Annotated in this window: 24 protein-coding genes; 12 read left to right on the forward strand and 12 right to left on the reverse strand. The window is 65.0% G+C overall.

What is annotated here, in order from left to right:
- The first annotated feature begins 12 nt into the window (after positions 1-12).
- Positions 13-819: an SDR family NAD(P)-dependent oxidoreductase gene (locus tag E4K65_RS32980; RefSeq protein ID WP_135177677.1), complete on the forward strand. Its 807-nt coding sequence runs from the start codon at positions 13-15 to the stop codon at positions 817-819.
- Between the two features lie 219 nt (positions 820-1038).
- Here E4K65_RS32980 and E4K65_RS32985 read toward each other — a convergent pair whose 3' ends face one another.
- Complete coding sequence (locus E4K65_RS32985; protein ID WP_135177678.1) at positions 1039-1809, reverse strand: hypothetical protein; 771 nt, start codon at positions 1807-1809, stop codon at positions 1039-1041.
- Between the two features lie 206 nt (positions 1810-2015).
- A complete protein-coding gene (locus E4K65_RS32990) occupies positions 2016-3593 on the reverse strand; it encodes a cation:proton antiporter (protein ID WP_135177679.1) in 1578 nt (525 codons plus the stop codon).
- Between the two features lie 70 nt (positions 3594-3663).
- On the opposite strand from E4K65_RS32990, the gene E4K65_RS32995 reads away from it, so the two are divergent.
- Positions 3664-4425, forward strand: coding sequence for a tetratricopeptide repeat protein (locus tag E4K65_RS32995; RefSeq protein ID WP_167771341.1), 762 nt, complete (start codon positions 3664-3666; stop codon positions 4423-4425).
- 121 nt (positions 4426-4546) lie between these two features.
- Here E4K65_RS32995 and E4K65_RS33000 read toward each other — a convergent pair whose 3' ends face one another.
- Complete coding sequence (locus tag E4K65_RS33000; protein ID WP_235885812.1) at positions 4547-5425, reverse strand: right-handed parallel beta-helix repeat-containing protein; 879 nt, start codon at positions 5423-5425, stop codon at positions 4547-4549.
- Positions 5426-5610: 185 nt separating this feature from the next.
- The gene (locus E4K65_RS33005) at positions 5611-6081 is read right to left on the reverse strand and encodes a hypothetical protein (RefSeq protein ID WP_135177682.1); all 471 of its coding nucleotides are present in this window, start codon (positions 6079-6081) and stop codon (positions 5611-5613) included.
- Positions 6082-6396: 315 nt separating this feature from the next.
- Here E4K65_RS33005 and E4K65_RS33010 point away from each other — a divergent pair, with 315 nt between their 5' ends.
- From E4K65_RS33010 to E4K65_RS33025, 4 genes are all read left to right on the forward strand, one after another.
- On the forward strand, positions 6397-7782 hold the full coding sequence (locus tag E4K65_RS33010; RefSeq protein ID WP_135177683.1) for a tetratricopeptide repeat protein: 1386 nt from the start codon (positions 6397-6399) through the stop codon (positions 7780-7782).
- 334 nt (positions 7783-8116) lie between these two features.
- On the forward strand, positions 8117-10027 hold the full coding sequence (locus E4K65_RS33015) for a propionyl-CoA synthetase (protein WP_135177684.1): 1911 nt from the start codon (positions 8117-8119) through the stop codon (positions 10025-10027).
- Positions 10028-10258: 231 nt separating this feature from the next.
- Positions 10259-10528, forward strand: a complete 270-nt coding sequence (locus E4K65_RS33020) for a hypothetical protein (protein ID WP_135177685.1) — start codon at positions 10259-10261, stop codon at positions 10526-10528.
- A gap of 183 nt (positions 10529-10711) precedes the next feature.
- Positions 10712-11458 carry an OmpW/AlkL family protein gene (locus E4K65_RS33025; protein WP_167771342.1) on the forward strand — a complete coding sequence of 249 codons (747 nt, stop codon included), beginning with the start codon at positions 10712-10714 and terminating at the stop codon, positions 11456-11458.
- A 69-nt stretch (positions 11459-11527) separates the two neighbouring features.
- On the opposite strand, the gene E4K65_RS33030 is transcribed toward E4K65_RS33025, so the two are convergent.
- Positions 11528-11713 carry a hypothetical protein gene (locus E4K65_RS33030; protein WP_027546983.1) on the reverse strand — a complete coding sequence of 62 codons (186 nt, stop codon included), beginning with the start codon at positions 11711-11713 and terminating at the stop codon, positions 11528-11530.
- 218 nt (positions 11714-11931) lie between these two features.
- Positions 11932-12627 (reverse strand): DUF1013 domain-containing protein, encoded by a 696-nt coding sequence (locus tag E4K65_RS33035; RefSeq protein ID WP_167771343.1) that lies wholly within the window; start codon positions 12625-12627, stop codon positions 11932-11934.
- A gap of 255 nt (positions 12628-12882) precedes the next feature.
- On the opposite strand from E4K65_RS33035, the gene ispH reads away from it, so the two are divergent.
- From ispH to rnhA, 3 genes are read left to right on the forward strand one after another with little or no spacing between them, the layout of a single operon-like run.
- Positions 12883-13851: a 4-hydroxy-3-methylbut-2-enyl diphosphate reductase gene (gene ispH, locus E4K65_RS33040; RefSeq protein WP_027546981.1), complete on the forward strand. Its 969-nt coding sequence runs from the start codon at positions 12883-12885 to the stop codon at positions 13849-13851.
- Positions 13852-13857: 6 nt separating this feature from the next.
- Positions 13858-14841, forward strand: a complete 984-nt coding sequence (locus tag E4K65_RS33045) for a homoserine kinase (protein ID WP_135177688.1) — start codon at positions 13858-13860, stop codon at positions 14839-14841.
- Positions 14838-15302, forward strand: coding sequence for a ribonuclease HI (rnhA, locus tag E4K65_RS33050; RefSeq protein WP_011084134.1), 465 nt, complete (start codon positions 14838-14840; stop codon positions 15300-15302). Before E4K65_RS33045 ends, rnhA begins: the two co-directional genes overlap by 4 nt.
- Before the next feature lie 233 nt (positions 15303-15535).
- Here the strand turns inward: rnhA and E4K65_RS33055 are convergent, their stop codons facing one another.
- The 6 genes from E4K65_RS33055 to E4K65_RS33080 all read right to left on the reverse strand — a co-directional run bounded on the left by E4K65_RS33055 (position 15536) and on the right by E4K65_RS33080 (position 23172).
- Positions 15536-16021, reverse strand: a complete 486-nt coding sequence (locus tag E4K65_RS33055) for a peroxiredoxin (RefSeq protein ID WP_008543132.1) — start codon at positions 16019-16021, stop codon at positions 15536-15538.
- Between the two features lie 108 nt (positions 16022-16129).
- Entirely contained in the window at positions 16130-16684 is a 555-nt protein-coding gene (locus tag E4K65_RS33060) for a DUF924 family protein (protein WP_135177689.1), read from the reverse strand.
- Between the two features lie 15 nt (positions 16685-16699).
- The gene (locus tag E4K65_RS33065) at positions 16700-18385 is read right to left on the reverse strand and encodes a long-chain fatty acid--CoA ligase (protein WP_135177690.1); all 1686 of its coding nucleotides are present in this window, start codon (positions 18383-18385) and stop codon (positions 16700-16702) included.
- Positions 18386-18577: 192 nt separating this feature from the next.
- Positions 18578-20038, reverse strand: coding sequence for a D-alanyl-D-alanine carboxypeptidase family protein (locus E4K65_RS33070; RefSeq protein WP_135177691.1), 1461 nt, complete (start codon positions 20036-20038; stop codon positions 18578-18580).
- Between the two features lie 190 nt (positions 20039-20228).
- Positions 20229-22037, reverse strand: a complete 1809-nt coding sequence (locus tag E4K65_RS33075) for a glucan ABC transporter ATP-binding protein/ permease (RefSeq protein WP_135177692.1) — start codon at positions 22035-22037, stop codon at positions 20229-20231.
- A gap of 85 nt (positions 22038-22122) precedes the next feature.
- Positions 22123-23172 (reverse strand): ABC transporter substrate-binding protein, encoded by a 1050-nt coding sequence (locus tag E4K65_RS33080; RefSeq protein ID WP_167771344.1) that lies wholly within the window; start codon positions 23170-23172, stop codon positions 22123-22125.
- Positions 23173-23399: 227 nt separating this feature from the next.
- On the opposite strand from E4K65_RS33080, the gene E4K65_RS33085 reads away from it, so the two are divergent.
- From E4K65_RS33085 to E4K65_RS33095, 3 genes are all read left to right on the forward strand, one after another.
- Positions 23400-23762, forward strand: coding sequence for a hypothetical protein (locus E4K65_RS33085; RefSeq protein ID WP_025575741.1), 363 nt, complete (start codon positions 23400-23402; stop codon positions 23760-23762).
- Positions 23763-23887: 125 nt separating this feature from the next.
- Positions 23888-24292 carry a phosphoribosyl-ATP diphosphatase gene (gene hisE, locus E4K65_RS33090; RefSeq protein WP_025575743.1) on the forward strand — a complete coding sequence of 135 codons (405 nt, stop codon included), beginning with the start codon at positions 23888-23890 and terminating at the stop codon, positions 24290-24292.
- 45 nt (positions 24293-24337) lie between these two features.
- The gene (locus E4K65_RS33095; RefSeq protein WP_198033822.1) at positions 24338-24940 is read left to right on the forward strand and encodes a YqaA family protein; all 603 of its coding nucleotides are present in this window, start codon (positions 24338-24340) and stop codon (positions 24938-24940) included.
- Positions 24941-24943: the final 3 nt, after the last annotated feature.

Raw genomic sequence — 24943 nt, forward strand, 5'->3', positions numbered from 1 at the left:
GGGAGACACGCGATGGATCGGCTCAAGGGCAAGGTTGCGATGGTGGTGGGGGCCGGCTCGATCGGGCCCGGCTGGGGCAACGGCAAGGCCACCGCGGTGACCTTTGCGCGCGAGGGTGCACAGGTGTTCTGCGTCGACCGCAACGGCACTGCTGCCGAGGAGACCGCGAAGATCATCAAGGACGAAGGCGGCCAGGCGACCGCGTTCACCGCCGATGTCTCGCGGTCAGCCGAGATCGAGGCGATGGTCGCGGCGTGCCTCAAGGCCTATGGCCGCATCGACGTGCTCGACAACAATGTCGGCATCGCCGAGATGGGCAGCGTGGTCGAGGTGACCGAGGAGAGCTGGGACCGCGTCTTCAGCGTCAACCTCAAGAGCGCCTATTTCGCCATGAAGCACGTCATCCCCGTGATGGTGAAACAGGGCGGCGGCTCGATCATCAACATCTCCTCGATCGCCTCGATCCGCCACATGGGCATCTCCTACGTCACCTACGGCACCTCGAAGGCGGCGATGAACCAGATGACGCGCACCACCGCGATCGAGTTCGCGCGGCATCATGTGCGTGTGAATGCGATCCTGCCCGGCCTGATGAAGACGCCGATGGTCGAACATTCCGCCGGCCTTGCCGCCAGCTACGCCAAGGGCGACGTCGAGGCGATGTGGCGCGCGCGCGATGCGCAAGTGCCGATGGGTCACATGGGCGATGCCTGGGACGTGGCGAATGCCGCGCTGTTCCTGGCGTCGGACGAGTCGAAATATGTGACGGGGATCGAGCTGGTCGTGGACGGCGGGATCACGTGCAAGGCGGGGGCGTAGCTCCAATCTCCGCCGTCGTCCGGACAAGCGCGCCTCAAGCGCGCGCAGATCCGGGACCCATAACCACAGGATGGAGTTGTTTTGCTAATCCGTAATTCCGAGTCGTCGTAACCACATCTGCCTGTGGTTATGGGTCCCGGATCGGCGCACCGCTCCAGTCAACGCTGCGCGTTGTCTGGAGCTTCGCTTGTCCGGGACGACAGCGGAGTATTGGGTTGCTCACTGCGCCAGCGCCAGAATCCCGCCGGCGAAAGAATGCCATGCCGCAGTCTCGCTGATCGGCCAGTTCAGCACCTTCACCGCCAGCATCGCGAGCGTGCCGGTGATGTAGACCGGATGCACGCGGCCCTCGGTGCGCCAGTCGCGTACCATGGCGACGACGAGCAACAGCGCGGCCACCACCGCCGGCGCGATGGTCACCGGCACCGGCGGCGGGCCGGGCGGTCCTGGAGGAGCGAGGAAGGTCAGAAACCAGCGCGCGATCGCGGCGTCGAGGATCGAGACCGCGGCGAGCAGCATCAGGCGCTTGTGAACTTCCGGCCTGCGCGTGTTCACGATGCCGAGCACGAACACCACCGCAAAGAACGCGATGCCGCTCATCGGCACGATCGAGAAGGCGATGCCGGCCTCTTTCTGCCCGAGCGCGGCGGCGTGCTGCATCACGTGCACGGAGGCGAGGAAGCCGAAGATCGTCATCGCGGTCGCGAGCGAAACGCCGACGATGCCGATCGCGCGGTGATTGACCACGCGGCCTGAGGCCGCGAGCCAGGTCTGGATCACGAAATAGAGAGACCAGGTGAAGAACAGGAGGCCGTGAAAATGAATCACCGGGCTTGCGGAAAACGCACCGCGGGCGAGCGGCGCCCAATAGGTCGGCGCGAAGCCGAGAAAAGCGGTCGCCGCGCAGGCCAGGGCCATGTGGAGATAAAAATATCGTGCGGGCGACGCATCACGCGCGCGGACACGACGGTCGTCGGTCAGGGTCGTCATCTGGAATGAGTCTGGGGAGGCGGTGTTTGGTTCAAAGCCAGCCGTTCACCCTCCAGTGTCGTCCCGGCGGAGGCCGGGACCCATAGCCACCAAACCGTGTTTGGCGAAGACTCGAGGTTACCAACCTCGCGCCACAACTGCTCCCTGGGGTTATGGGTCCCGGCCTTCGCCGGGACGACACCGAGTTTGTGGATGCATCGAGAATATCATCCTCCCGCGCTCAATTCTGCGCGATCGAGCTCCTCCTCGAGGCGGTGAAAGGCGTCGTCGCCGATCACTTCGGTGGCGCGCAGCTCGAAGATGGATTTGCGCGCGGCTTCGATGGCGCGGCGGCGCAGCGGATCGGCGGGCAATTCGCCATTGGCGATGCCGCCGTTCGGATCGTGATCCGCCTGCATCAGAATGGCGCGATATTCGAGCCTCAGGATCTCCGCCTCCTCCGACGGGTCGCTTTCGATCGCATCGAGAGCCGCGCGATAGGCCACGGTGCGGCCGCGCGCGACCTCGGTGCCGACGGGATCGTCGTCCGTGAGGCCGAAGGCCAGGATCAGCGGCCGCAGCGTCAGGCCCTGGATCACCAGCGAACCGAGCACGACGGCAAAGGCGATGAAGACGATGAAGTCGCGATAGGGAAAGTTTTCCGGCAGGGCGAAGGCGGTCGCGAGCGTGACGAGGCCGCGCATGCCGCACCAGGAGATGATGAGGCCGCCCTTCGGCGAGGCCACCTGCTTCGGATCCTTGGGATGATAGAGTCCGTGGGCAATCAGCGCGCGCAATGTCGTGCGGTAGAACGTCACCCAGAGCAGCCGCACCAGGACCACCGTGAGCAGGATCCAGGCTGCCGCCACGCAATATTCCCAGCGCACGTCCGCGTCGAGCCGCGTCCAGATCGGCCGCATCTGCATGCCGATCAGCATGAAGGCGAGCACGTTGAGCACGAACACCATCGTCTCCCACACCGCATAGGACGGCACCCGCAGCCGTGCCGGCATGTGCGCCCCCGCCGTGCGCGCCATGGTGATGGCGTAGACGACGATGGTGAGGATGCCGGAGAGGCCGAGATGCTCGGCGGCGATCCAGACCATGAAGGTGGTGGCGAACTGCAGAATGATCGCGCTGGGCGCTTCCTTCACGCGTTGGAGGAACAGCGGTATGATGCGCCCCGCCAACAGACCGGCGAGGACGCTGCCGACCAGCGCCAGCGCGATCGTCGGCGCGACCTCGCTCCATTTCAGATGCTGCATGACGACCGCGCCGACGGCGATGCGATAGATCAGCAGCGAGGTCGCGTCGTTGAGCAGGCTCTCACCCTCCAGCACCTTCACCATGCGGTGCGGCAGCTTGACCTGGCTCAGGATCGCGACCGCCGCCGCGGCATCCGGCGGTGCCACGATGGCGCCGAGCGCGATCGCGGCGGCCCAGGGCATGTCAGGCATCAGCCGGTGCGCGACGTAGGCAACGCCTACCGTAGTCAGGCCGACCGCGGCCACCACCAGGGTCGAGACTGGAACCCAGTTGTTGCGCAGGTCCCGCAGCGAGGTGTCGAAGGCCGCATCCAGCAGCACCGGTGCGACAAAAAGCGCCAATGCCAGGTCCGGCTCCAGCGTCCAGGTCGGGCTCGACGGCACGAAGGCGATCAGCGCGCCGCCGATGGCGAGAAAGGTCGGGTAGGGGACCTTGATCCGCCGCGCCAGCGCCGATAAGCCAACAGCGCCGAGCAGCAGCGCGATGATCCATTCGAATGTCGACACGACGATCCCCGAAACCGATTTGAGCGGCGCCACAAGCTAGCACCAATCCGGCCGTATGCTGGATAGGTGGGCCTCAAGGCAAGCCTTTCCGACTGCAAGGACCATGCGTTCTCTTCTCATTCAATTGTCCGGTGCCGTATTGCTCTGCGCGCTCCCGCTCGGCGTGGCTCTGGCGGCGACCGGCGGCGAGCCGGCTGCCGTCACGCAGGTCGACATCGCGCGATGCCTCACGGCTGCCGCCGGCGACGACCTGGACAAGGCCAATTCCGCCTGCGCTGAGGTGATCGACAATGAGAAGACGGCGAAGGGGGACCTGATCAAGGCGCTCGTGGCGCGCGGCGCGCTTTACGCGCGGCATGATCAGGTCGACCGCGCGATTGCCGACGACAGCCGTGCTCTCTTGCTCGATCCCACGCTCGCGGATGTCTTCAACGCGCGGGGCGAGCTGTGGCTGAAGAAAGGCGACAAACCCAAGGCAGTGCAGGATTTCGGCGCCGCGCTGAAGATCGATCCGAACCACGAGAAGGCCAAGGCCAATCACAAGGCGATGGCGCGCGAGCTCGAGCGGATCGGCGCGCAGATGGCGGTCGCGGGCAAGCCCAGCTTCAATTGCGCCCGCGCGGCCCGCGCCGTGGAGAAGGCGATCTGCGGCAATCGCGAGCTCGCCGATCTCGACCGGGAGATTTTTGGGTCGCATGCCCGCGTGATCCGGGAGGCGCGCAATCCTGCGGATGCCAAGGCGCTTCAGCGCGAGCAGGACGAGTTCATTGCCCGCCGCAATGCTGGGTATGGCCGGCCCGGCTATGATCTGAAAAAGGCGATGCAGGAGCGGTTGCGGCGGCTGAACGGGGTGGACGGCTACTAGAGCGTTTTCGAGCGAAGTGGATGCCGGTTCGCATGAGGAAAACGCGTCAAACAGGGATCAAGAGCATGATCGGACGGATCATGCTCTTGCCGTTCCGCAAAACCATCCGTCCTGTCGGCGTCTACTGCAGACCGGTGGGGTTGGAGGTCGAGCCGATCGGCGTCGGAGCCGGACCAAGCGCACTGTTACCTTGAATCCGGTTGTTGACATGCGACTGGGTGACGCCGCTGAACGCGGTGGCGTTGAAGCAAATATCGTTGTTCGAGAGGCGGACGGTGACCGTTCCGTTGAGGTTGCCCACGCCGAGACCGTTGTTGCTGACTACGCTGTTGCTGAGGTTTATTTCAGACGCCGCCGCGCTGCCCGATGCGCCGACACCGATCTGGGCGTTGCCCGTAACCACCGCCCGGTTGATCATGGCACGGCCGTTGTTGCCGATGAGAATGCCGATATTGGCCGAATTCTGAACGCGCACATTGTCGAGCGCGATGTCGAGGCGCTGCCCGGCGGCTCCGGGATTGTAGGCGATGCCGAAGGTGCCGGTATTTCGGACGGTGGTATTGGAAACATACAATTCGCCGCCGCCGGTGCGATCATCCAGGATGCCGGACGCCGAACCGGCGAAAACGCCGTCGATGAGGGTGTCTTCGATGATGACCACGCCGCCGGTGATGGTGGAGCCGCCGCTGATCCGGATCCCGACGAGGCCGGTGTCGATGCCGTTCAGATTGAGGTTGCGCAGCCGGACGGTCTTTCTCGTATCTGTCGCTGCGAAGCTGTTGAACGGAATGTTGATGCCGTTGGTGCCGCTGAAGAGGACCGAGCCGAAAATCTCATGGCAGTCGATGGTGATCGACTTGACAATGGTCACCGAGCCGAAGCCGCCGGGATCGAGGCAGTTGATCTCGCCGTTGAGGGCGGTCTTGGAAATCGCGCCGGCGAAGGTCTTGCATGGCGCGGTGCGGCTGCAGGGATTGACATCGTCGCCGACCCCCGACACCCAGGTCCGCGAGGCCTGGGCGTGAGCGGACGTGGCCGGCAGCGCGAGCAGCAGAAATGTTGCGGCAATGGTGTGCGACAGTGCAATCCTGTTCATGGTGCTCTCCGAAATGATGTGGCGATTGGCAATGGCTCTGCCACGCGGGAATGCGGAATGGTTGCAGGCTCGCCCTTGCGAGGGGCCGGCTATTTGAATGAAATCTGCGCGCTCTGGTAGCGGCTTCCCGCCGAGGCGACATCCGGCGCCAGTTCGAACGAGTACTCCGCGCCGACCAGATCGGTCGGAAACACGAGCGACAAGTTGCCGACGCCCTCGTCATCGGTCTTGATGTCGCCGATCTGGCGAACGCATTTGAGCGAGACGTGATAGACCGTGTTGGGCTTGGCGGTCATTGCCACCTTCACGCTGGTGTTGCCGTCGAACAGCCGCGTTGCCCAGATCGTGCCCCTGACCGACGGTGAATCGGTATTGGGGACATCGCGGCCGGAACAATCGGACGTGTCCTGATGAACGAGAACCACCTGCCGCTGGTTCGGATCGGTCGGGCGATTGGGAACGTATTGCGCCGTTGTGGCAAGGGTCGTTCCCGCGAGCATGGCGGCGCCGAGCCAGATGGAATTGTAACGCGGTCGGAAGATTGGCATCGCATATCGCATCGTTTCCTCCGCATGCAATTGGGGAAATCAACTATTTTAAGTAGTATTTCGGAATATGCCGATACTGGTTTCAGCACGACGTCTCGAGGCTGGTCGGAAATGGTCGCTGCACAATACACCTCATTCATGATACAGGTCTGTGAATTCGCTCACAGGTAGAGACCGGAGATTTCGCTGCGCTCCGATACGCTGCGATGGATCCCGTGACTCGGCCTGCGCCGACCGGCCTTGGAACCGCGGGCGACCTCATCGCTTGAACCGGTTGCTGCATGGCCGCGACAACGGTGAGAACCCGACGTCACGGAGCCCTATGCCATGTGCGGCATGCATTCTTCCGCGCAGATGCCCTCGTTTGCCAAAATCTCGCCTCGCGCCTTCCTCCTCGGCGCGGCCATTAGCCTTGCCCTCATCGCTCCAGCCTCGGCCGGCACCGATTGCGTGATGGGCAGCAAGACCGCTCCCGCCGAACTGATCGCGGCGTGCAGCGCCATCATCGACCAGACCTCGAATTCATCGTCCGACCGCGCCGCCGCGCTGCTGGTGCGCGCCGACGCCAACGCGCGGACCTCGGGCGGCCTCACGCAGGCGCTGCGGGACATCGACCGCGCCATCGCGCTGGACGGCAAGAATGCAAAGGCATGGCGCCTGCGCGGCGACCTGCTGCGCGAGGCCGGCGGCGACCTCAATCGCGCCGCGGCCGATCTGACCAGGGCGATCGAGCTCGATCCGCAGGATGCGGAGTCTTACGAGCGGCGCGGCGTCGTCTACACCAATCAGCGCCGGCTCGACCGCGCGCTCGCCGATTACGACCAGGCGATCAAGCTGAAGCCGGATGACGCGCAGGCCTGGTCCGACCGCGGCGTGACCTATTATCTCGGCGGCGACAACGAGAAGGCGATCCGCGATCTCAGCGAGGCGCTGCGGCTCGATCCGAACCGGCCGCGCACCTACACCAATCGCGGCGCGGCCTACAAGAAGCTCGGCCAGCTCGACAAGTCGGTCGCCGACAACGGCGAGGCGATCAGGCTCGACCCGAAGGTACCGGAATATTACGACAATCGCGGCCTGTCGCTGGCCGCGATGGGCGAATACGACAAGGCAATCGCCGACTACGACCAGGCGCTGCGGCTGGCGCCGAAGCCGAACTTCTTCACCAACCGAGGCGATTCCTATCAGTTCAAGGGCGAGCTCGGAGCGGCGCTGAGCGACTACGAGGCTGCGCTGAAGCTCGAGCCGAATTTCGCGCAGACCTACAACAACCGCGCCGTGCTCTACAAGAAGATGGGCGAGCGCAGGAAGGCGCTGGCCGATTACGAGACCGCGCTGAAGCTCGACCCCGGCAACGACAACGCGGCCAGCGGCCGCCGCACCATGATCGCGGAGATCGCGAAGTTCGGCGATGAGCCGCGGCGTCCGCTCGCGGCGAATTCCGGCAACGGTCCCTCGTTCGATTGCGCGACCGCAAAGCGCGAGGTCGAGAAGGTGATCTGCGCCGATCCGCAGCTCGGCGTGCTCGACCGCCAGATCGCCGAGACCTATGAGCGCGTGCTGAAATCCGCGAGCAAGCGTTCGGCCGGCGATCTGCGCCGTACCCAGCGCGATTTCCTCGCCACCCGTAACGCCAGCTTTGGCCGGCCCGGCTATGATCTGAGGAAGATCATGCAGGAACGGTTGCAGCGGCTGAATGCGATGGAGAGCTGAGAAGCCTCTGCGCGCACACCGCGTTCCCTCCCCCCCTGCGGGGGAGGGTTAGGGAGAGGGGGGCTACAAACTCTAGACTGAGTTCGTGGCCACCCCTCTCTCCCGCTCTCCCCCGCAAGGGGGGGAGAGGGCTCACCTTTGTTGTGGCTCCAGCTTGCCTCGATGGCCTTTCTTCCCTCCGTCCCGAAAGGCCCATCCTTTTCAGCTTGAACCGCGGCCCGTTCCCGGGAAAATACCTCTCAAACAAGGCCGGCGATTGATCCTGGTCATGGCGGGACGGCTGTCCTGTCGTCAGGTCAGGGCCAGGCGAATAAAGGGAACGGGAGCGCGGCAAATGAACATCCAGGGCAAGAGCAGCTATCACGAAGTCCATGCACGCTCGCTGGCTGATCCCCAGGGCTTCTGGGCCGAGGCGGCCAAGGAGATCGACTGGATCGAGCCGCCGAAGACGATCTTCGATGCTTCGCAAGGAACCTACGGCCGCTGGTTCACAGGCGGCGTGGTCAACACCTGCTACAACGCGCTCGACCGCCATGTCGAACGCGGCCGCGCCGACCAGGTCGCGCTGATCCATGATTCGCCGCTGACGGGCTCGATCACCAGGCTCACCTATGCCGAGCTGCTGGGTGAGGTGCAGGCGCTCGGCGCCATCATGCAGGATTTCGGCGTCGCCCAGGGTGACCGCGTCATCCTTTACATGCCGATGGTGCCGGAGGCGGTGGTCGCGATGCTCGCCTGCGCGCGCATCGGCGCGGTGCACTCGGTGGTGTTCGGCGGCTTTGCCGCGAAGGAGCTCGCCACCCGCATCGACGATGCGCAGCCGAAGCTGATCCTGTCGGCGAGCTGCGGCGTCGAGCCCGGCCGCATCGTGCAGTACAAGCCGCTGCTCGACGAGGCGATCAGGCTCGCTGGCAGCAAGCCGAAGGCCTGCATCGTGCTGCAACGTCCGCAGCTCACCTGTGACCTGGCGCCGGGCCGCGACTACGATTGGGCGAGCCTGCGCCGCAAGGCGATCAACGACGGCAGGAAGGCGCCTTGCGTGCCGGTCGCCGCGACCGATCCGCTCTACATTCTCTACACCTCGGGCACCACGGGCATTCCCAAGGGCGTGGTGCGCGACAATGGCGGCCATCTGGTCGCGGTGAAATGGTCGATGTTCAACCTCTATGGCGTCAAGCCGGGCGAGGTCTGGTGGTGCGGCTCCGACATCGGCTGGGTGGTCGGCCACAGCTACATTGTCTACGGCCCGCTGCTGCATGGCGCGACCTCGATCATGTATGAGGGCAAGCCGGTCGGCACGCCCGATGCCGGCGCATTCTGGCGCGTCATCTCCGAGCACAAGGCGGTGGCGCTGTTCACCGCGCCGACCGCGTTCCGCGCCATCCGCAAGGAGGATCCGGACGGCAAGTTCATCCGGCAATACGACCTCTCGACATTCCGCACCCTGTTCCTCGCCGGCGAGCGCGCCGATCCGCCCACGGTTGAATGGGCGGAGCAGCAGCTGAAGGTGCCGGTCATCGACCATTGGTGGCAGACAGAGACCGGCTGGTGCATCGCCGGCAATCCGGTCGGCCTCGGCATGCTGCCGGTGAAGCACGGCTCGCCGACGGTGCCGATGCCGGGCTACCAGGTCGACGTGGTCGATGAAGCGGCCAAGCCCATCGGTCCCAATAAGATGGGCTCGATCGTCATCAAGCTGCCGATGCCGCCGGGCTGCCTGCCGACGCTGTGGAATCAGGATTCGCGCTTCAAGGAAGCTTACCTCAGCGAGTTCCCCGGCTATTACAAAACCTCCGACGCCGGCTACAAGGACGAGGACGGCTATGTCTGGGTGATGGGGCGCACCGACGACATCATCAATGTCGCCGGCCATCGTCTGTCCACCGGCGGCATGGAGGAGATCCTGGCTTCGCATCCCGACGTGGCCGAATGCGCCGTGCTCGGCGTCAAGGACGCGATCAAGGGCGAGGTGCCCTGCGGCTTCCTGGTGCTCAAGGCCGGCGTGAAGCGCGCACCTAGCGAGATCGAGAAGGAGATCATCGCGCTGGTGCGTGACAAGCTCGGCCCCGTCGCCGCCTTCAAGCTCGCCATCACAGTCGGACGCCTGCCCAAGACGCGCTCCGGCAAGATTTTGCGCGGCACCATCAAGAAGATTGCCGACGGCGAGTCCTGGACCATGCCCGCGACGATCGAGGACCCCAAGGTGCTGGACGAGATCGGGGAGGCGCTGAAGGGGAGGGTGTGAGGGCTAACGCCCTCCGCCCGCGAGGCGTGACGCCGCCTCACCAATTCCTACCGTCATCGCCCGCGAAGGCGGGCGGTCCAGTATTCCAGAGACGGTGAGGCTAGAGCCGAGAGGCCGCGGCGTACTGGATTCCCCGCTTTCGCGGGGAATGACAGCGGGCGGGAACGGAGGCCAGGGACTTACATTCTCCTCATTCCGCGCTAAACAGGGCCGGCCAACAGAGGATCCTTGATGTCCCTCGCCACCGCGCCGCGCCTGCTTGCAGCCTTAGCTCTCGCCATCGCTCTCTCCGCCTGCTCGGCGCGCTACCAGACGCCGGTGGCGATGGGGGGCGACGATGACGACGCAGTGTGCCAGAGCCGCGGTTATGCGGCGGGCTCGCCGGAATATGTGGCCTGCCGCAAGGACCGTGACGTCCAGCGCAGCGCTGCTACCGCCCGCGCCGACCGCCGCCAGCGTGATCTCGGCGAGTACATGCTGAACCATCCCGAGCGGCCGTGAGATCGGGCGTGGCACTATCCTGCGTCGTTCACTCGCATTGCTCGTGACACATCTGCAACGCCGCGACACAATTCGTGCCGCGTTTCGCCTGATTTGATCGGCGTCAAATCCTTCACCATCCCCTTTCTGCTCTGACGCTGACGTCGCGCAACGATGCGCGAGAGACGGCTGAAGGGGATTGAAATGCAGAGAACGACAAGAAACTTGGCGCGGATCGCGACGGTCGGCGCGATGCTCGCGGGGACTTTTGCATCGGTGCAGGCCGCGGACCTGCCGGTCTACAAGAAGGCGCCGCCGCAGGTAGAAGGCTTCAATCCCTGGATGGTGCGTCTGCGCGTGCTCGGCGTGTTGCCCGATGCCGGCGGCTCGACCGTCAACGTCGCGGGCGTGCCGTCGCTGTCGTCGCCGAATTCCGGCCTCTCGATCAGCGACCAGGTCGTGCCCGAGCTCGACATCAGCTATTTCTTCACCAAGAACATCGCGGCCGAGCTGATCCTCGGTGTGACCAGGCATTCGATCAGCGGCACCGGCTCGCTGTCGAATTTGCCGATCGGCAAGACCACGCTGCTGCCGCCGACGCTGACGCTGCAATATCACTTCGACAATTTCGGTGCGTTCAAGCCGTATATCGGCGCCGGCGTGAACTACACTGTGTTCTTCAACAATTCCGCCGCCAATGCGCCGGCCGCCATCGTCGGCCCGCCCGCGATCGTCGCCACCACCACCGGCCTGCACGTCAGCAACGCCTTCGGCGGCGCCGTACAGTTCGGCTTCGACTACATGCTCGACCGGCACTGGGGTCTCAACGTCGACGTCAAGAAGCTCTGGCTGCGACCGGATTACAGCGCGACCGTCAGCGGCCTGCCCGTCACCGGCACCGCGCATATCGACCCGTGGCTGGTCGGCGCCGGCGTCACCTACAAGTTCTGATGCCGCCGTCGCGGCGCCGGGCGGGGGCCCCGGCGCCGCGTTGATCCGCTCGACCAATCCTGCATTCCGTCAGTCCGAATGCACGGTGCGGGGATGCCGATCGTGCAGGAGCTTCGCGAGCGGGTCGCGATCCTCGGGGTGTCCTTGTACGGCGATCTCGAACAGCGATTCCTGAATGTCCCGGGGCATCTCCCCCCAGACCGACAGCGCCGCGTGACCAAGCATCAAGGCAAAGCGTTCTTCGTTGACTTGCATCTTTGATCCTCCGCGCGGGAACAATGCGACATCAGACGCATCGTTCCCGGCGGCAGCCACGCCTCGCCGGCCGGCTGTTGAGATCATGCAGCCTCCGCCTCGGCCTCCGCGAATCTGCCAGGCAGGCCTCGACACGCGCCGGCACGCCCAAACAAAAACGCGGCGGGGTGGCCCGCCGCGTTCAAATCCGGTTCGATGGTTAATCGGAGGACGGAGAATTACTCCTCCTCGTTGTCCTGCTTCTTGCCGCCGAGGGTCTTCAGCTTGGCGAAGACGGCGTCGACGTTGAGGTCGTCGCTCGATCGCTCGGCCGGCTCGAACTCGTCCTTCTTGGTGGTCTCCGAGGCCGGCAGCAGGGTCGCGCCGCCATAGGCCGCGTCGATCGGCTTTTCCTTGGCCGCGCGGGCCACCTCGAAATCGAGCTCGATCTGCGAGCAGAGGCCGAGGGTGACCGGATCGATCGGGGTCAGCGAGGAGGTGTTCCAGTGGGTGCGGTCGCGCACGCTCGCGATCGTGCTCTTGGTGGTGCCGACCAGGCGCATGATCTGGGCGTCCTTGAGCTCCGCGTGGTTGCGCAGCAGCCAGAGGATGGCGCTCGGGCGCTCGTGGCGGCGCGAGACCGGGGTGTAGCGCGGGCCCTTGCGCTTGGGCTGCGGCGGCAGCACGACCTTGCTCTCCTGGAGGCGGAGGCGGTAATCCGGGTTCTTCTCGCCCTTCTCGATCTCCTCGCGGGTGAGCTGGCCGTTGGAGAGGGGATCCATGCCCTTGATGCCCTGGGCCGCGTCGCCGTCGGCGATCGCGCGCACCTCGAGGGGATGCATCTTGGTGAAATCGGCGACCTGGTCGAAGGTCAGCGCGGTGTTGTCGAGCAGCCAGACGGCGGTCGCCTTGGGCATCAGAGGTGCGTTGCTCATGGCAAATCTCCTTTGTGCTTCGCCCACCCCTTTGGAGGCGAAGCCGGTGGTCATCAGCGATGACTGGGAATTCGCGCTATATAAGCCCGGAGGGGGTAGCCACGCAATGGTTCTGCTATAGATAGTGCCTTGACAGCGCCCGAAAGGGGGCCCAATTCCCTCTGAAGTCGCCGTAAGCCCGTACCCAAGCCCTATTCATCCATCGACCGCTTCCCGCCCCCATTTGGCGAGGTGATTCGGTCCCGAGATCGCTCAATGTCAGCAAAACCAGACCTCAAGATCGTGCTTTGTTCTCCCCGCGGCTTCTGCGCCGGGGTGGTCCGGGCGATCGACACCGTGGAACGGGCGCTCGATAAATACGGTGCCCCCGTCTATGTTCGCCATGAGATTGTGCACAATAAATACGTCGTCGACGGGTTGAAGAAGAAGGGCGCCATCTTCGTCGAGGAGCTGGCCGAAATCCCGGAAAACACCTCCGCGCCGGTGGTGTTCTCGGCCCATGGCGTGCCGAAATCGGTTCCCGCCGACGCCCAGTCCCGCAATTTGTTCTCGCTGGACGCGACCTGCCCGCTGGTGACCAAGGTCCACCGCGAGGCCGCGATCCACTTCAAGCGCGGCCGCGAGATCTTCCTGATCGGCCATTCCCATCACCCCGAGGTGGTCGGCACGCTCGGTCAGCTCCCCGTCGGCGCCGTCACCCTGATCGAGACCGCCGAGGACGCCAAGACCATCACCCCGAAGGACCCCAACAACCTCGCCTTCGTGACCCAGACCACACTGTCGATCGACGACACCGCGGAGATCGTCGCGCTGCTCAAGGAGCGTTTCCCGAACATCAACGGGCCGCACAAGGAAGACATCTGCTACGCCACCACCAACCGCCAGCTTGCGGTGAAGAAGGTGGCGCCGGTGGTGGACGCCCTGATCGTGGTCGGCGCGCCGAACTCGTCGAACTCGCAGCGCCTGCGCGAGGTCGCCGAGCGCGAGGGCTGCCCGATCGCGGTGCTGGCGCAGCGCGCCGCCGACCTCGACTGGAAGCGGTTCGAAAACATCACCAGCCTCGGCATCACCGCGGGCGCCTCGGCGCCGGAAGTGATCGTCGAGGAGATCATGGACGCGTTCGCCGAGCGCTTCACGCTGCATGTGGAGACGGTCTCGGCCGCGGAAGAGAACGAGTTCTTCCCGTTGCCGCGCCAGGTGCGCCCCGAAGCCGCCGCCGAGTAGACCTCTATGGCGGTCTACACCGACGTCGCCGCCGACGAGCTTGCGGATTTCCTGAGCCAATACGATCTCGGCGAATTGCTCTCCTACAAGGGCATCGCCGAGGGCGTCGAGAATTCCAACTTTCTGCTGCACACCACCGAGGGATCGTTCATCCTCACGCTCTACGAGAAGCGTGTGGCGAAGAACGATCTGCCGTTCTTCCTCGCGCTGATGACGCATCTCGCCGAGCACGGCGTCAATTGTCCGCTGCCGGTGAAGGGACGAGACGGCGAAGCGCTGCGCGAGCTGTCGGGCCGTCCCGCCGCGATCATCACCTTTCTCGAAGGCGTCTGGCCGCGCAAACCGAACGCGGCCCATTGCGCCGGCGTCGGCGAGGGACTGGCCAGGATGCATCTGGCCGGCGCCAATTTCGCGATCAAGCGCGCGAACGCGCTCTCGGTCGCGGGCTGGCGGCCGTTGTTCGACGCGGCCGCAAGCCGCGCCGACGAGGTGCAGCCGGACTTGCGCGCGTTTCTCGCGACCGAGCTCGACTATCTCGCGAGCGGGGTCTGGCCGACCAATCTGCCCGAGGGCGTGATCCACGCCGACCTCTTCAACGACAACGTCTTCTTCCTCGGCGACAAGCTCTCGGGGATCATCGACTTCACCTTCGCCTGCAACGACATGCTGGCCTATGACGTCGCGATCTGCCTCAACGCCTGGTGCTTCGAGCCGGATCACTCCTTCAACGTCACCAAGGCGCGCGCCTTCCTCAATGCCTATGGCCGCGTGCGCAAGCTCTCGGAGGCGGAAGAGGCCGCGCTGCCGCTGCTGGCGCGCGGCGCCGCGATCCGTTTCCTGCTGACGCGGCTGGTCGACTGGCTCAACGTGCCGCCCGGTGCGCTGGTGAGGCCGAAGGATCCGCTGGAATATCTCCGCAAGCTGCGCTTCCACCAGAGCGTCGCCAGCGTGCGCGACTACGGGCTGATGCCGTCAGGACTGGTCGCGTGAGCGAGCTTCCCGTCGTCACGATCTATACCGACGGCGCCTGCTCGGGAAATCCCGGGCCCGGCGGCTGGGGCGCGATCCTGAAGTTCGGCGACAAGGAGAAGGAGCTGAACGGCGGCGAGCGTCACACCACCAACAACCAGATGGAGCTGATGGCGGCGATCTCCGCGCTCGAAGCGCTGAAGAAGCCGTGCACCGTCGATCTCTACACCGACAGCCAGTATGTCCGGCAGGGCATCACCGGCTGGATCCACGGCTGGAAGCGCAACGGCTGGCGCACCGCCGACAAGAAGCCGGTCAAGAATGTCGAGCTATGGCAGCGTCTCGATGCCGCGCTCAAGGCGCATCAGGTCCGCTGGCACTGGGTCAAGGGCCACGCCGGTCATCCCGAGAACGAACGCGCGGATCAGCTGGCGCGCGACGGGATCGTGAAGGCGCGGTTGCAGCAGAGGGTGGCGGAGTAGCGCGGGCTCGCTCTTTCCACGCGTCATGGCCGGGCTCGACCCGGCCATCCACGCCTTCATCATAAGCGCCGCCACACTCTCAACTGTCATCGCCCGGCTTGACCGGGCGATCCAGTATTCCAGAGACGCTTGCGGTTCAGCCGAGAGGCCGCGGCGTACTGGATCGCCCGCCTTCGCGGGCGATGACAGTTGTGGGTGAGGCTGAAAGCGGCGACCGCTCTACACTGACTGCCTTACAGCTGCCCGAGCAGCGTATCGCCGCCGGACACCTCGACCTTGCCGGGCATCGCTTCGAGGTTCAGCTTCTTGACCACGCCGTCCTCGACCAGCATCGAATAGCGCTTGGAGCGGATGCCGAGGCCGTTGGCGGAGGCGTCCAGCTCCATGCCGATCGCCTTGGCGAACTCGGCATTGCCGTCGGCGAGGAAGATCGCCTCGTCGCGCTGGTCGGTGTCGCGCTTCCAGGCGTTCATCACGAAGGCGTCGTTGACGGAGACGATGGCGATGGTGTCGACGCCCTTGTCCTTCATGGCATATGCGTTGAGGAAGATGCTCGGCAGATGCATCTTGTGGCAGGTGCCGGTGTAGGCGCCGGGCACCGCGAACAGCGCCACCTTCTTGCCCTTGAAGATATCGTCGGTGGTCTTCACCTGCGGGCCTTCCGCCGTCATCACGCGGAATTTCGCCTCGGGCAGCTTGTCGCCAGTCTGGATCGCCATCGTCAGTCTCCCTGAAAATCGATCCCGCTTTCTAGACCGTGCGGCGGGCCCGCACAATATTGCCGGCAGGGAAAGCGGCGAAGGTTGCCGCCCTTCACCTTGATGTCATCAGCCGGAAAAGCCGCCATTGTCGAGGAAGGCCTGCTCTTCCTCGGTGGTCGGGCGTCCGAGGACGCAGTTGCGGTGGGGGAAGCGGCCGAACCGGCGGATGATGTCGGCGTGCTCCCGCGCGTATTTCAGGTTCTCGGCATTGTCGGCGTCCTGAAACAGAGCAATGCAGTGCAGCTGGTCGGGCAGGTGCTCGGAATGCATGAAGGGCATGTAGAGGAATTCGAGCAGGGCAGGATCGATCCTGCGATCCGCGCCCCGATCGATGGCGCGGCGGGCAATTTCGCGCGCCAGCGCATCGCTGGAGAACGTCCTGGGATCGCCGCGAAACATGTTGCGGGGGAACTGATCGAGCACGATGACGAGCGCGAGTGCACTGTCGTCGCTTGCCTCCCATGACGCCAGTTCGCCGGCGGCCGCCTTCTGCCAGAGGGCGAGAAAGCGGCGCCTGACCTCCGCGTCGAAAGCCTCGCTGTGCTTGTACCAGCGCTCACGGCCGGCCTCGCGCCAGAAGGCGAGAATGCCGGCCGGCTCGATGTCGCCGACGTCAGTCATGGCTCAACGGCAGCCCTACGCCGCCTCCGCCTTCTTCTCGTCGCGGAGCTGCCGGCGCAGGATCTTGCCGACATTGGTCTTCGGCAGGTCGGTGCGGAATTCGATGTGCTTGGGCACCTTGTAGCCGGTGAGCTGCTCCTGACAGAACTTGATCACGGCCTCGGCGGTGAGGTTCTGGTCCTTCTTCACCACGAAGGCCTTCACCGCTTCGCCCGACTTGGAATCGGGGATGCCGATCACGGCGCATTCGAGCACGCCCGGATGGCTGGCGATCACTTCCTCGACCTCGTTCGGATAGACGTTGAAGCCGGAGACCAGGATCATGTCCTTCTTGCGGTCGACGATCTTGGTGTAGCCCTTCTCGTCCATCACGCCGATGTCGCCGGTGCGGAAATAGCCGTCCGCGGTCATCACCTTGGCGGTCTCCTCAGGCCTGTTCCAGTAACCCGACATCACCTGCGGGCCCTTGGCGCAGATCTCGCCCGGCTGGCCGAGCGGCACCTCGTTGCCGTCGTCGTCGCGGATCGAAATATAGGTCGAGGGCACAGGGATGCCGATCGAGCCGGAGAAATCGTTCGTGGTCGCCGGATTGCAGGTCAGCGTCGGCGAGGTCTCCGACAGGCCATAGCCTTCGGCGATAAAGCAGCCGGTCACCGCCTTCCACTGCTCAGCCACGGGCCGCTGCACGGCCATGCCGCCGCCGTTGGAGATCTTCAGCTTGGAGAAGTCGAGCTTCTTGAAGTCGGGATGGTGCATCAGGCCGTTGTAGAGGGTGTTGACGGCCGGGAAGCTGTTGACCTGGTACTTCGCCAGCTCCTTGACGAAGCCCGCGATGTCGCGCGGGTTGGGGATCAGGAGATTGCAGCCGCCGGCGCGCACCGCGAGCAGGTAGCAGGCCGTCAGCGCGAAGATGTGATAGAGCGGCAGCGCGCAGACGATCAGGAGCTGGTCGATCTGCGGCGGCTGCGCCAGCGCCGGCTGGAGCCAGGCATCGTTCTGCAGCACATTGGCGACGATGTTGCGGTGGAGCAGCGTCGCGCCCTTGGAGACGCCGGTGGTGCCGCCGGTATATTGCAGGAAGGCGACGTCGCCGGGCGACAGCTTCGGCTTGTTGAACGTCAGGCCGCGGCCGGCCGAGAGCGCGTCATTGAAGGACACGGCGCCCGGCAGCGACCAGGCCGGGACCATTTTCTTGACGCGGCGGACGACGAGGTTGACGATCACGCCCTTGAAGCCGAGCAGGTCGCCCATGCTGGCGGCGATGACGTGCTTCACCGACGTCTTCGCGATCACCTGCTCGACCGTGTGGGCAAAATTCTCCAGCACGATGATGGCTTCGGCGCCGGAATCCTTGAGCTGATGCTCGAGCTCGCGCGGCGTGTAGAGCGGATTGACGTTGACGACCGCAAAGCCGGCGCGCAGCACCGCGGCGGTGGCGACCGGATATTGCAGCACGTTCGGCATCATGATGGCGACGCGGGCGCCGCGCTGGAGCCCGCGGCCTTGCAGATAGGCCGCCAGCGCAACCGACATCTGGTCGAGGTCGCGGTAGCTGATCGACTTGTCCATGCAGATGAACGCCTTGCGGTCGGCGAACTTGGTGAAGCTCTCCTCCAGAAGGTCGACCAGCGATGCGTATTGTGTCGGCTCGATATCGGCGGGCACGCCGGGCGGGTATTGCTTAAGCCAGATGCGCTCCATGGAAATTCCCCTCTCCTACATCAGAGCCCGTTGTATCTCGGGCTTGCCTCATTGCCGCCAGTATCGAGCCTGCCGGACCGGGTGGCAAGCCGTCGAGGCTTAGGGCAAAGGTCGGAAAGTGGCTACCGGAATCGTCGCAAGCCGCGTTGCCGCAAGTGCGAAGCGCGGGCCGCGGTTCAATTCCGAGGGGCGTTAACTGTTGTTGGCCGGCTTGGCCGGAGGCTTGGTCGCGGCCTTGGGCTTGGCGGGCTTCGCCGCCTGATCGCCGCTTGCTGCGGGCTTCTCGGCGGGCTTCGCCGCGGCATGCTTGGCGCCGGCGGGCTTGGCTGCGGTCTTGGTGTCAGCCTTCGCGTCACCCTTCCCATCACCCTTGGCGCCCGGCTTCGCTGTCGCCGTCTTGGTGTCCTTCGGCTTGTCGGCCGGCTTGTCGGCTGCATCGGGTTTCTTGGCGACACGCGACTTCTTGCCACGCGCCTTCGGCGTGGCCTGCTGGTCGGCATCGGCTGCGACCGCGGCGATCAGGGCGGTGCCGGTGCGGGTCGGGCCGGTATAGACCAGCACGGGCTCGGCCGCCGCCGGCGCCGAGGCCATCAGCTCGGAAGCCTTCATCAGGGGCGGCTGAAGCCCGGCGGTGAAGAACGTCACCTGGGCCTCGCCGCCGGTGGCGGAGCCCGATCCGGTCGCGCCGCCATTGGCCGCGATCAGCGCGTCGTCGTCGTCGCTCGCCGGCCGCTTGCGATGGCCGCCGCACATGTCGTCGCGCAGGTTCGGCGGCGAGGCGTCGACCGGCACGAGGTTTTCGACGGTGCCGAGCGAGGGACGCAGCCACGACAGATTGTCCTGGCTGAAGCCGCGCTCCAGCAGCTGCGCCGCCTTCACCGCGCGCGCCGTTCCGGAATTGGCGCCGAGCACGACGGCGATCAGCCGGCGGCCGTTGCGCGTGGCCGAGGCGACGAGGTTGTAGCCCGAAGCGCAGATGAAGCCGGTCTTGAAACCGTCGGCGCCGGGATAGCGGCCGATCAGCTTGTTGAAATTCCCCGTAACGCGCTTGCCGAAGCGGATCGCCGGGATGTGCACGAAGTATTCGTATTCCGGCAGGTCGCGCAGGAACGAGCGTGCGAGAATGCCGAGATCCCGCGCAGAGGTGATCTGACCATCGGCGGGCAGGCCGTTCGGATTGACGTAGCTCGTCTGCGTCATGCCGAGCTTCCTGGCGGTGTCGTTCATCATTGCGGAGAAGCCGTCGACCGAACCACCGACGCCTTCGGCGAGCACCACGGCCATGTCGTTCGCCGACTTGACCATCATCATCTTCAACGCGTTGTCGACGGTGAGCTGCGTTCCCGGACGGAACCCCATTTTCGACGGCGACTGCGAGGCCGCCGTCGGCGACACCGTGAGCAGCGTGTCGAGCGTGAGCCTGCCGTCCTTCACCGCCTTCAACGTGACATAGGCGGTCATGATCTTGGTGACGGAGGCCGGATACCAGGGGGTGGTCGCGTTATCCGCCTGCAACACCTTGCCGCTGTCGGCTTCGATCAGCAGCAGCGCTTCGGCGCTTGCCGCGCGTGGCGCGAGCAGCGCGGCACATGCGAGGGCCGCGGCGAACAGGTTGAACAGGGATTTGCGAAGCAGCGGGCGAAAGGCGTGCACTATCCGATTCCGGTCCTTGGAGATCCGCCGGTTCCGGACGGTTCTCGTGATCTGAGTTTCGGGTTTTGAATTCCGGCGCCGCCGCTTGCGGCGTCGCAAACCTATACCGGCTCTTGCGTCGAGAATAGGGGTTACGGCGCGGTATTCCGCAATGAAATAGGCCGAATTTCGGCGGTCCTGCGGGGACTTGCTATGGGGACTTGGCCGCAGTCGCAATAGTCTCGGCCGCCGTCACGCTGGCCCGTGTATTCGTCTGTGACTGTTCCTGCACCATGAACTGGGCCCGGGCGAGCTCGGCAAAATGGCCGCCTTTGGCCACGAGTTCATCGAAAGTTCCGCTTTCGATCACGCGCCCGTTCTCGAACACCAGGATCCGCGTGGCGTTGCGGATGGTGGAGAGGCGGTGGGCGATCACGAAGGTGGTGCGGCCCCTCATCACTTCGTCGAGAGCGGCGTTCACCTTGGCCTCGGTGACGGCGTCGAGCGCACTGGTCGCCTCGTCCAGAATCAGGATCGGCGGGTCCTTCAGCAGCGCACGCGCGATCGACAGCCGCTGTCGCTCGCCGCCGGAGAGCATGCGGCCGCGCTCGCCGGCATTGGTCTCGAACCCGCCGCTGCGCTCGATGAATTCGAGCGCCTGCGCGCGCTCGGCCGCCTTGCGCATCTCGGCTTCGGTCGCGTCCGGCTTGCCGACGCGCAAATTCTCCGCGATCGAGCGGTTGAACAGGAGCGCCTCCTGGAACACGACGCCGATGTTCCGCCGCAGCGAGGTCAGCGTGACGCCGCGCACGTCCATGCCGTCGATCCTGATGAAGCCGGATTGCGGATCGAAGGCGCGATGCAAGAGCGCAATCGCGGTGGACTTGCCGGCGCCGGTCGGGCCGACCAGCGCGATGGTCTGGCCGGGCAGCGCGGTGAAGGAGAGATCCTCGACCGCCGGCCGCTTGCCGTCATAGGAGAAGGTGACGTCGTTGAACTCGACGAGGCCGGACAGGCGTCCCGCATCGATCGCGTCGGGACGGTCGTGGACCGCCGGCACGGCATCGAGCACGCCAAAGAACTCGCGCAGGCGCGGCGCTTCCATGAACACGTTGTTGATGAAGCTCACGACCTGCTCGAGCTTCTGGATCAAGAGCGTGGCAAAGCTCACGAACATCACGATCTCGCCGACCGAGGTCAGCCCCTGGTCGTGCAGGGCGATGCCGAGCGAGAAGATCGCGAGCACCGTGATGGTGGTGGAAGCGCGCGTGATGACGGTGACGAGCGCCCACCAGGACAGCACCGGCATCTGTGCGGCCAGCAGCTCGTCGGCGACGGAGCGCAGTCCCTTCACCTCGGATTCGACGCGGACGAAACTCTGCACCAGTGCGACGTTGCCGAGCGCATCGGAAGCGCGCGCCGAGAGCTCGCTGTAGTGCTCCTCGACCTCCATCTGCATGCCGAAGGTCTTGCGCACCACGAAAGTCGTCAGCGCCGTGAAGACGACGCAGAGCACGAACAGGAGGATCGCGAGCCGCCAGTTCAGATAGAGCGACAGCGGCAGCAGCACCACGACCGAGAGGATCGCGGCAAAGTGCTCGCGGAAGAAGCCGAGCCACAGCCGCCACAGCGCATCGGTGCCGTTGAGCATCACCTTCATCAGCCGGCCCGAATGGGTGCCGGAGTGGAAGGTCAGCGGCAGTTGCAGGATGTGCTCGAAATAGTCGGTCAGCACCGCCTGGCGCTGGCGGTGGGATAGCCGGTCGGCTTGCAGCGCAACGAGCGCGCTGCATGCGATGGTGAACAGCCCGAACGCGACCCAGGCCAGCAGGAACGGCCATGCCGAGTTCGAACCGGCGACCGACTTGCCGGAGAGCACGTCGACGATGCGGCCGAACAGTACGGGCTCGGCGAATTGCGAGGCGGCAAGCAGGAGATTGGCAAACGCCAGCAGCCAGCCCAGCCGCGCCTCCTTGCCGAGCAGCTCGAGAACGCGGGTGTAAAGGCTGAAAATGGACATGCGGACCAGCAACTCGGGCGGATAGCGGGGCCCGTATTCTAAGCAGGGATCGCCCGCGAGATACAGCGGAAGCTATCGGTTTTGCTCAATTGATGAGCCGCCCCGCGACCGGCGGCAGGAACCGGTCGTCGAAGATGTCGCCCACGGCCGGCCGCTTGCGGAATTTGAAGTTCTGGGCGATCTGGTCGATCGAGCGGTCCAGCCGCGCCGGGTCGATGCCGCCGAGGCCGTTGCGCCTGACCTCGTCGGTCAGGATGTTGTCGACGAGCACGGTGCGCAGGCGCTCCAGTTCGAGGTCGTGGTCGCCGTCGTCGATGCGGCTCGTGGCCTCGGCCGCCGCACGGGCGGGCTCTTTGACTGTCGCGTTGATACCGGCGATCAGCGCGCGAACAAATCCCTTCAGCGCGTCCGGCTTCGCCGCGGCGAAAGCGGGGTTGGCCACCACGGCAAAGCCATAGGCTTCGCAGCCATAGTCGGCGTAACGCAGCACGACGAGATCGTCGCCGGGCACGCCGCGGTCGCGCAAGTTCACCGCCGAGAGATAGCTGAAGCCGGCGACGGCATCGACTTGCCCCGCGGACAGGATCGGCTCCCGCACCGCGGCACTTATCTTGTGGAATTTCACGCGCGACGTGTTGATGCCGTTCTGCTGCGCCAGCGCCGGCCACAGCCGCATCGACAGATCGCTGTCGGCAACGCCGACGGTCTTGCCGTCGAGATCGGGCAACAGATGGATGCCGCGGCTCCTGCGCGCGACGATCGCGTAGGGCGCACGGTTGAACATCACGAACACCGCCTTGATCGGCGCCGCATCGTCCTTGTCGCGAAATCGGATCAGCTCGTTGATGTCGACCAGTGCGAGCTCGCTGTCGCCCTTGGCGACGCGCGCGAGAGTCTCCGGCGATCCGGGCGATGTGTTGAAGGAGACGTTGAGATGCTCGGCGCCGAATTTGCCGTCCTTCGCGGCGAGGAAGAACGGCGCCATGCTCGCATCGATCGGGCGGTCGAAGGTGAAGTGGATCGCGACGGAGGGCGCGGCGGTCTCGGCCGCCGTGACGTCGCGTGCGGTCAGTGCCGCAAGCGAGATCGAGAGCGCCAGCAGCCAACGAAAAGTGGTCGTCTTGAATCCTGACATCGGTTGCGCCGGTCCCGCATTGTTGTGGTTTCGTGACGCTCGCAGCGCCGGCCCGCACTGAGCGTGCGCGCGCCAACATGAACGGTGGATGAGCGGGGGTTGCGTCATGATCACGCAACCCCGTTCAGCTTGTGTTGGGGTTGGGGAACCCAACATGGGACGTGGGTGTTTGAAAGACATGAGCCTGTCTGCAGGCGCCATTCGAGGTCCCAAGGAGGGTCCAGGAGATGTTTGACAGCTTTTCGAAATTCGCCGGCCGCAAGGCCGTTCTTGCCACTGCGGCCGTGGTGGCTCTGACTGCCGTTGCACCCACCGCCTCTTACGCGGGCGGTCGTCACTGGCATCATGGTGGCGGTGGCGCCGCTGCTGCTGCTGCGATGTTCGGCCTGGCCGCGACCGGCCTCGCGATCGCAGCCAGCCGCGATGCCTACGCCTATGATCAGGGCCCGGGTTACTACTACGAGAGCGGCCCGGTCTACTACAGCGGCCCCGGCTATGGTCCCTATTACTACGGCTCGGGCTACCAGGAGCGCTATGGCGGCTACACCAAGGTCTGCGCCCACGGCTATTCCGGCTACGGCTGCTATTAACCGACCGGTAACCGGTCATGCGTCATCGACGAACAGGCCGTCGCACTTGCCGCGCCGGCCTGTTTTTTGCTTTTATTGCCGGGCGTTAACTCGCTCGCCATTGGTTTAGAGTAGTTTTGAGTACCATGAGTGATTCGCTTGAGCGGCTATATCTGGCTGTGCTCGCGGCCAGGGACCTTGATCCGGCAACATCGCGCACCGCCCGGCTGTTTCAGCGTGGCCCCTCCAAAATGGCGAAGAAACTGGCCGAAGAGGCCATTGAAGTGGTCATCGATGCCGTCAATGGCGACACCGATGCGGTGGTCCGGGAAAGCGCCGACCTGCTCTACAATCTCACCGTGCTCTGGGCTTCGGCCGGCGTGCGCCCCGAGGACGTCTGGCGCGAGATGACGCGGCGGGAAGACATGCTCGGCATCGCCGAGAAGCTGCCGAAGTCGACGATGAAGCTGCCCAAAGTTGCGTCACCGCGCGTCGCCGCGCGGCGGCCAATTGTCGCGCTCGAGGGCCGTTCGGCACGCAAGCGCCACTAGAACCGTCACAATTCGCCTCAATCTCAGCATGGACAAATCCGTCCCATGGTGCTTCATCGCGGCGCCATGCTGAAACGTATCTACGACTGGTGCATCGACGCCGCCCACAAGCCCTATGCGCTCTGGATCATGGGAGCCGTGGCTTTTGCAGAAAGTTCCTTCTTTCCGGTCCCTCCGGATGTGATGCTGATCCCGATGTCACTGGCGCGCCCGCAGCGCGCCTGGGTCTACGCGGCGATCTGCACCGCGACCTCGGTGCTCGGCGGCCTTCTCGGCTACGCCATCGGGGCACTGCTGTTCGACTCGGTCGGTCACTGGCTGATCCAGGTCTATGGCCTCGGCGACAAGGTCGAGGCCTTCCGCGCCTCCTATGCCGAATGGGGGGCGGTGATCATCCTGCTCAAGGGGCTGACGCCGATCCCCTACAAGCTCGTCACCATCACCTCGGGCTTTGCCGGCTATAATCTCGTCCTGTTCATCCTGTGCTCGATCGTGGCCCGCGGCGGCCGCTTCTTCATCGTCGCCATCCTGCTCAACCGCTATGGCGACTGGATCCGGGTCCGGATCGAGAAGCATCTCGGTCTGTGGGTGGCGATCGGCGCCGCGGTGCTGGTGCTGGGCTTCGTGGTGGCGGTCAAGCTGATCTAGAGC

Source organism: Bradyrhizobium niftali (assembly GCF_004571025.1).
Classification (GTDB): domain Bacteria; phylum Pseudomonadota; class Alphaproteobacteria; order Rhizobiales; family Xanthobacteraceae; genus Bradyrhizobium; species Bradyrhizobium niftali.